Annotated in this window: 6 protein-coding genes; 1 reads left to right on the top strand and 5 read right to left on the bottom strand. The window is 71.1% G+C overall.

From position 1 onward, the window contains the following. Positions 1 to 191 precede the first annotated feature (191 nt). Complete coding sequence (nth, locus tag ROTAS13_RS18710; RefSeq protein WP_099781731.1) at positions 192 to 863, bottom strand: endonuclease III; 672 nt, start codon at positions 861 to 863, stop codon at positions 192 to 194. Between the two features lie 156 nt (positions 864 to 1019). Here nth and ROTAS13_RS18705 point away from each other — a divergent pair, with 156 nt between their 5' ends. Then, positions 1020 to 1550: a DUF2244 domain-containing protein gene (locus ROTAS13_RS18705; RefSeq protein WP_075823078.1), complete on the top strand. Its 531-nt coding sequence runs from the start codon at positions 1020 to 1022 to the stop codon at positions 1548 to 1550. Between the two features lie 75 nt (positions 1551 to 1625). Here the strand turns inward: ROTAS13_RS18705 and ROTAS13_RS18700 are convergent, their stop codons facing one another. The 4 genes from ROTAS13_RS18700 to ybeY all read right to left on the bottom strand — a co-directional run bounded on the left by ROTAS13_RS18700 (position 1626) and on the right by ybeY (position 5242). After that, positions 1626 to 2069: a helix-turn-helix domain-containing protein gene (locus ROTAS13_RS18700; protein ID WP_019459309.1), complete on the bottom strand. Its 444-nt coding sequence runs from the start codon at positions 2067 to 2069 to the stop codon at positions 1626 to 1628. 185 nt (positions 2070 to 2254) lie between these two features. After that, positions 2255 to 3814, bottom strand: coding sequence for an apolipoprotein N-acyltransferase (gene lnt, locus ROTAS13_RS18695; RefSeq protein ID WP_075823077.1), 1560 nt, complete (start codon positions 3812 to 3814; stop codon positions 2255 to 2257). A gap of 101 nt (positions 3815 to 3915) precedes the next feature. Next, positions 3916 to 4863, bottom strand: coding sequence for a hemolysin family protein (locus ROTAS13_RS18690; protein ID WP_019459307.1), 948 nt, complete (start codon positions 4861 to 4863; stop codon positions 3916 to 3918). 1 nt (position 4864) lies between these two features. Further along, positions 4865 to 5242 carry an rRNA maturation RNase YbeY gene (gene ybeY, locus ROTAS13_RS18685; protein WP_253187709.1) on the bottom strand — a complete coding sequence of 126 codons (378 nt, stop codon included), beginning with the start codon at positions 5240 to 5242 and terminating at the stop codon, positions 4865 to 4867. Between the last annotated feature and the right edge of the window lie 49 nt (positions 5243 to 5291).

Here is a 5291-nt window from a genome sequence, read left to right as displayed (position 1 = left end):
AAGCCCGGGGTCCGGGGACCGGCTTCGGTCCCCGGCGGAGAGGGGGTCCGGCGGGAGAGGCGGCGCCTCTCCCCCGGCGGGCCGCCACGCGGCACAACGGCCCAGGGCGGAAGTCCCGGCTTCCGCCGGCGGCCGGCATCGTGCCGTGCGCGGGGCGGGTGGAGCGGCCGTCCGCTGCGGGGGTGTGGCGGTCAGGCTGTCCTGGACCGTTGCGGCGGGACGAGCACCTTGTCGCGGTAGTTGCAGAATTCGCGTGCCGCGCAGCGCCAGCATTCCGGCAGCCGGGCCTTGCAGACATAGCGCCCGTGCAGGATCAGCCAGTGATGCGCGTCGCGCAGCCATTCCGGGGGGCAGCGCTTCAGCAGCGCCTCCTCCACCTCCCGCACATCCTTGCCCGGGGCGAGGCCGGTGCGGTTGCCCAGGCGGAAGATATGCGTGTCCACCGCCATGGCGGGCTGGTGGAAAGCGACGCTCAGCACCACGGAGGCGGTCTTGCGGCCGACGCCGGGCAGGGCCTCCAGCGCCTCGCGGCTGTCGGGCACCTCCCCGCCATGCCGGTCCAGCAGCATCTGCGACAGGGCAACCACGTTGCGCGCCTTGCCTTGCCAAAGCCCGATGCTGCGGATGTGCCCGCCCACGCCCTCCACGCCCAGGGCCACCATGGCGGCGGGGTTGTCCGCCACCGCGAAGAGGCCGCCGCGCGCCGGGTCGGTCGCCCGGTTCACCGCCGCATCGGTGGTCTGGGCGGAAAGGACCACGGCCACCAGCAGGGTGAAGGGGTTGCCGTAATGCAGCTCGGTCTGCGCATCCGGATTGGCGTCGCGCAGCGCCTCCAGGAAGCGCAGGGCCTGGGCGGGCGGCATCCGCCGGGCCCGGCGTGGCTCCCCCGCCGTGCCGTGCAGGGCGGTGGCGGGGCGGCGGGCGGGCCGGGACCGGGCAGCGGGCGGCTTTTCGGAGGATTCGGCTGGCACGGCGATCTCGCTAGCCTATCTTTCCCCACCATGACAGTGGATGCGCCCATGGGGGAAGCGCCCATCGGGGAGGCCCGGCACCTGGAGGAGCCCGTGCTCTTCGAGGCCGTCAGCGTGCCGCCCCGCTCCTGGACGCCACGGGCCTTCCTGGTGCTGGCGCTGCTCCTGGGCTCGGCGGCGGCGGCGCTCTGCGTGGTGTTCTTCCTGCTCGGCGCCTGGCCCATCCTGGGCTTCATGGGCTTCGAGATCCCGCTGGTGCTGGCCCTCATGGCGCTGCACCACCGGCGTTCCGGCCGGGTGTCGGAGATTCTTTCCCTGACGGCGGACCTGCTGCGGGTCCGGCGCACCGACGCGCGGGGAAGGCGGGAGGAGTTCCTGCTCCAGCCCTACTGGACCCGTGTGGAGCTGCGCAGCCACCCGGGTTCGGCCGGCCAGCTCCGGCTCCTGTGCCGCGACCGGGGGATCGAGATCGGACGCTGCCTCTCGGGCGAGGACAAGCGGGATCTGGCGCGGGCCCTGGAGACGGCCCTGTGCCGCTACCGGGAGCCCCGCTTCGACAACCCCCAGCTTCGGGACTGAGATCCGCATGGCCTGACCGCAGGGACGGGCATGGCGTTCAGGCGATGCCGACAGCCCCCGGCCAGGGGGCCTGTCTCAGTCGACCGGGGCGAGGCTCTTGATCAGGTCGAAGACCCGCTTGCGCACGGCCGGTTCCGTGATGCGGTAATAGGCGCGCACCAGTTCCAGCGTCTCGCGCCGGTTCAGCGTGTCGTCCTCGAAGCCTTCCTGCCCCTCGGCGAAGCCGGCCAGCCGGGTGCGGCTGCCGCCACCCACGCCATCGGGCATGTCGTCGAAGAAGAAGCCGATCGGCACGTCCAGCACGCGCGCGATGTCGAACAGGCGGGATGCGCCGATCCGGTTCACGCCACGCTCGTATTTCTGGACCTGCTGGAAGGTGAGGCCCAGCGCCTCGCCCAGCTTCTCCTGGCTCATGCCCAGCAGGGTGCGTCGCAGGCGGACGCGTCCTCCCACATGGACATCGATGGGGCTGGGGCGATGCTCCCGCTCGCCACGCTCAGCCGGCTCGTCCCTCGACATCTGACCGTTCTCCAATTTTCCGTTCGGCCGGCTCTTGCCAGGCACATCATCCGTACGACGGCGCGTTTCCTGGGCGTCTCGGGCGAAGGCTATCGACTGCACCATGGAGCGGCTGCCCCCTCTGTTCTCTCTATAACCTGCGATTGCAGAAAGAATTTGTCAACTCTTTTGAGATTTCTCTTTTTTTAGATCATCTCTCCCGGATTTTCCAGCACAATTTTTGGCTTCCACCGCCGGAAACCCGTCAGAAAACAGATCAGAGCCAGAAGTCCGGGTCCCCACAATCCCGTTTTCGAGAACAATGTCGGGGGCAAACGGCCAGGGAGCGGAGTGGTTACAGCCCCCATCAGGCCCAGGCCCAGATGAGCCCTCTCGCGCCCCTGCGAATCGAATACGGCCGAGATGCCCGTCTGCGCCGCGCGGGCCAGGGGCAGCCCCTCCTCCACGGCCCGCAGCCGGGCCGCCGCCAGGTGCTGGTAGGGTCCGGCCGACTGGCCGAACCAGGCGTCGTTGGTGATGTTCAGCATCCAGTCGGGCCGGTCCCGCTGCAGCACCACGGCCCCCGGAAAGATCACCTCGTAGCAGATCAGGGGCGAGAAGCCGGGCAGGCCCCCAAGCCGCAGCGTCACCGGCCCCGTGCCGGCGGAGAAGTCCATCCCGCCCCGGATGACGCGCAGCGGCAGCAGGCCGGACAGCGGCATGTACTCGCCGAAGGGCACCAGATGGCTCTTGTCGTAGCCGCCCAGCAGCTCCCCTTCGGAATCCACTCCGACCAGGCTGTTGTACACCGCCCGGAGGCTGCGGTCGGGGCCGAACTCCGCCCGGTCCGTCCCGCCCAGCAGGATTCCGCCCGGCGGCAGGGTCTCCGCCACATAGCGCCGGGCATCCGGGTCCTGCGCCAGCAGGAAGGGGCTCGCGGTTTCCGGCCAGACCGCCACGATGCGGTTGCCGGGCGGCGCGGCCTCCACGGCGCGGGCCGTCCCCTGCTTCGTCAGGTCGAGATAGCGGCGGAAGATCGCCCAGCGCGAGGCCGGGTCCCATTTGAGCTGCTGCGCGATGTTGCCCTGCACCAGTACCAGCGTCACCGGCTGGTCCGGCGGCGCATCCTGTTGCAGGCGCCAGACGCCGAGCAGGCCGAAGCCCGCCAGCCCGGCCAGCGCCCCGGCCATGCCGCGCCGGCCGAGAAGCGGGGCGCAGGCCAGCAGCACCGTGACCAGCGAGAGCCCATAGGCGCCGATCCAGGCCGCTCCCTGCACCGGCAGGGCATCGAAGGCCCAGGCCGAGCCCAGCAGGTTCCACGGGAAACCGGTGAAGGCCCAGCCCTTCAGCATCTCCGCCCCGGTCCAGGCCCCGGCGAAAGCCAGGACGCGGCGCCAGCCGGGCGGCGAGGCCCAGGCCGCCAGGGCCGGCAGGATGGTGAAGGCCCCCATCGGCAGGGCCAGCGCCGGTACGGCCAGCGGCACCGCCCACCACAGGCGGTCCGCCTCCACCAGGATCGCCTCGGTGATCCAGTAGAGGCCCGCGACCTGGAAGCCCCACCCCCAGGCCCAGCCGACAGCCAGGGCGCGCCAGCGGCCGGGCGCGACGTCGAGCAGCAGGAGCAGGCCCGGCAGGGTCAGCCACAGCACGGGCACGAGATGCAGCGGCGCCAGGGCCAGGGCTGTCAGGGCGCCCAGCAGGGCGGAAGCCGCGAGCAGGCGCCAACCATGGAGCCTTGCGGCGAATCGGGACAGATTCGTGAACACGCCGGGCTGGTAGCCAGGGGTCGCCCCCCCGGCAAGCCACAGTTGGTGACGATCGGGAGAGGCGGCTGGCTCCCCCTCCCCGGCCCGTCCCTTCCCCCTCGCTACTCCGCGGCCTGCCGCGTGTCCGCCGGGTTGTCCACCAGGGGACGGCGCACCCGCAGGCGGCGGATGCGGCGCGGGTCGGATTCCAGCACGCGGAACTCCAGCCCCGAACCGGGATGCGAGACCAGCTCGCCCTTCTTCGGCACCCGGCCGGCCAGGGTGAAGACCAGCCCGCCCACCGTGTCGATGTCCTGGTGATGCTCTTCCGGCGTCAGGATCGGGCCCATGCGGGCCTCGAAATCCTCCACCGGCATGCGGGCATCGACGTCGAGCGTGCCGTCGGGGCGCTCCACGATCTGCGGCAGCTCCTCCTCGTCATGCTCGTCGGAGATGTCGCCGACGATGGTCTCGACCAGATCCTCGATCGTCACGAGGCCGTCGATGCCGCCATACTCGTCCACCACCAAAGCGAGGTGGATGCGGGCCATGCGCATCTGCAGCAGCAGGTCCAGCACCGGGATCTGCGGCGCCACGAAGAGCGGCTTGCGCAGGATGGCCTTGAGGTCGAAGGCCGCCTCGTGCCCCACCGCCGCGAAGACATCCTTGATGTGGACCATGCCCACGATGTCGTCGAGGTTCTCGCGATAGACCGGCAGGCGGCTGTGTCCCTCGCGCTGGATCAGCTCGATGGCCTGCTGCAGCGTCAGCTTCTCGGGCATGGCGACGATGTCGGCGCGCGGCACCATGACGTCCAGCGCCGTCTTGCCGCGCAGCTTCAGGACATTGCCCAACAGCAGGCGCTCGGCGGCGTCGAGCTCGGGCGGCTCGCCCGGATCGCCCTCCTCGCCACTGCCATCCACCAGCGCCTCGAAGCGCTCGCGGACGCTTTCCGCCTCCTTCCTGCGGGTCAGCGCCCCCAGCCACCAGAGCAGGCCGCGCTCGCCCCCGCGCTCACCCTGGCCGTTCTGGCCATTGCCGTTGCCGGCGGCCGGCGTGTGCTCGCTCATCTCAGGCCACCCCTCGCCAGGGATTGGGCAGGGCGAGGCGGCGCATGATCCGTGCCTCCGCCCGCTCCATCCGCCGGGCCTCGCCCGCATGGAGATGGTCGTAGCCCGCCAGGTGCAGCGCGCCATGCGCCACCAGATGGGCCAGATGCGCGTGCATCGGCCGCCCGGCCGCCCGGGCCTCCCGCCGCACGACGCCCAGCGCCACGGCGATGTCGCCCAGCAGGCCCGGCATCTCCGCCGGAAAGGACAGGACGTTGGTCGGCTTGTTCTTGCCGCGATGCAAGCTGTTGAGGCGCTTGATCTCGCGGTCGTCGGTCAGCAGCACCGTGACCATGCCGCCGACCGGGGCGCCGCCGCCGGCCTCGGCCAGCGCCGCCACGGCGGCCTGTCTCTTGATCACATCTACGCACAGCTCCACCGTAAGGCGA

The sequence above is a fragment of the Roseomonas sp. TAS13 genome, assembly GCF_001950415.1.
GTDB lineage: Bacteria > Pseudomonadota > Alphaproteobacteria > Acetobacterales > Acetobacteraceae > Roseomonas > Roseomonas mucosa.
The sequence above is the reverse complement of the archived record's forward strand: the minus strand, read 5'-3'. Positions and strand labels throughout refer to the sequence as shown.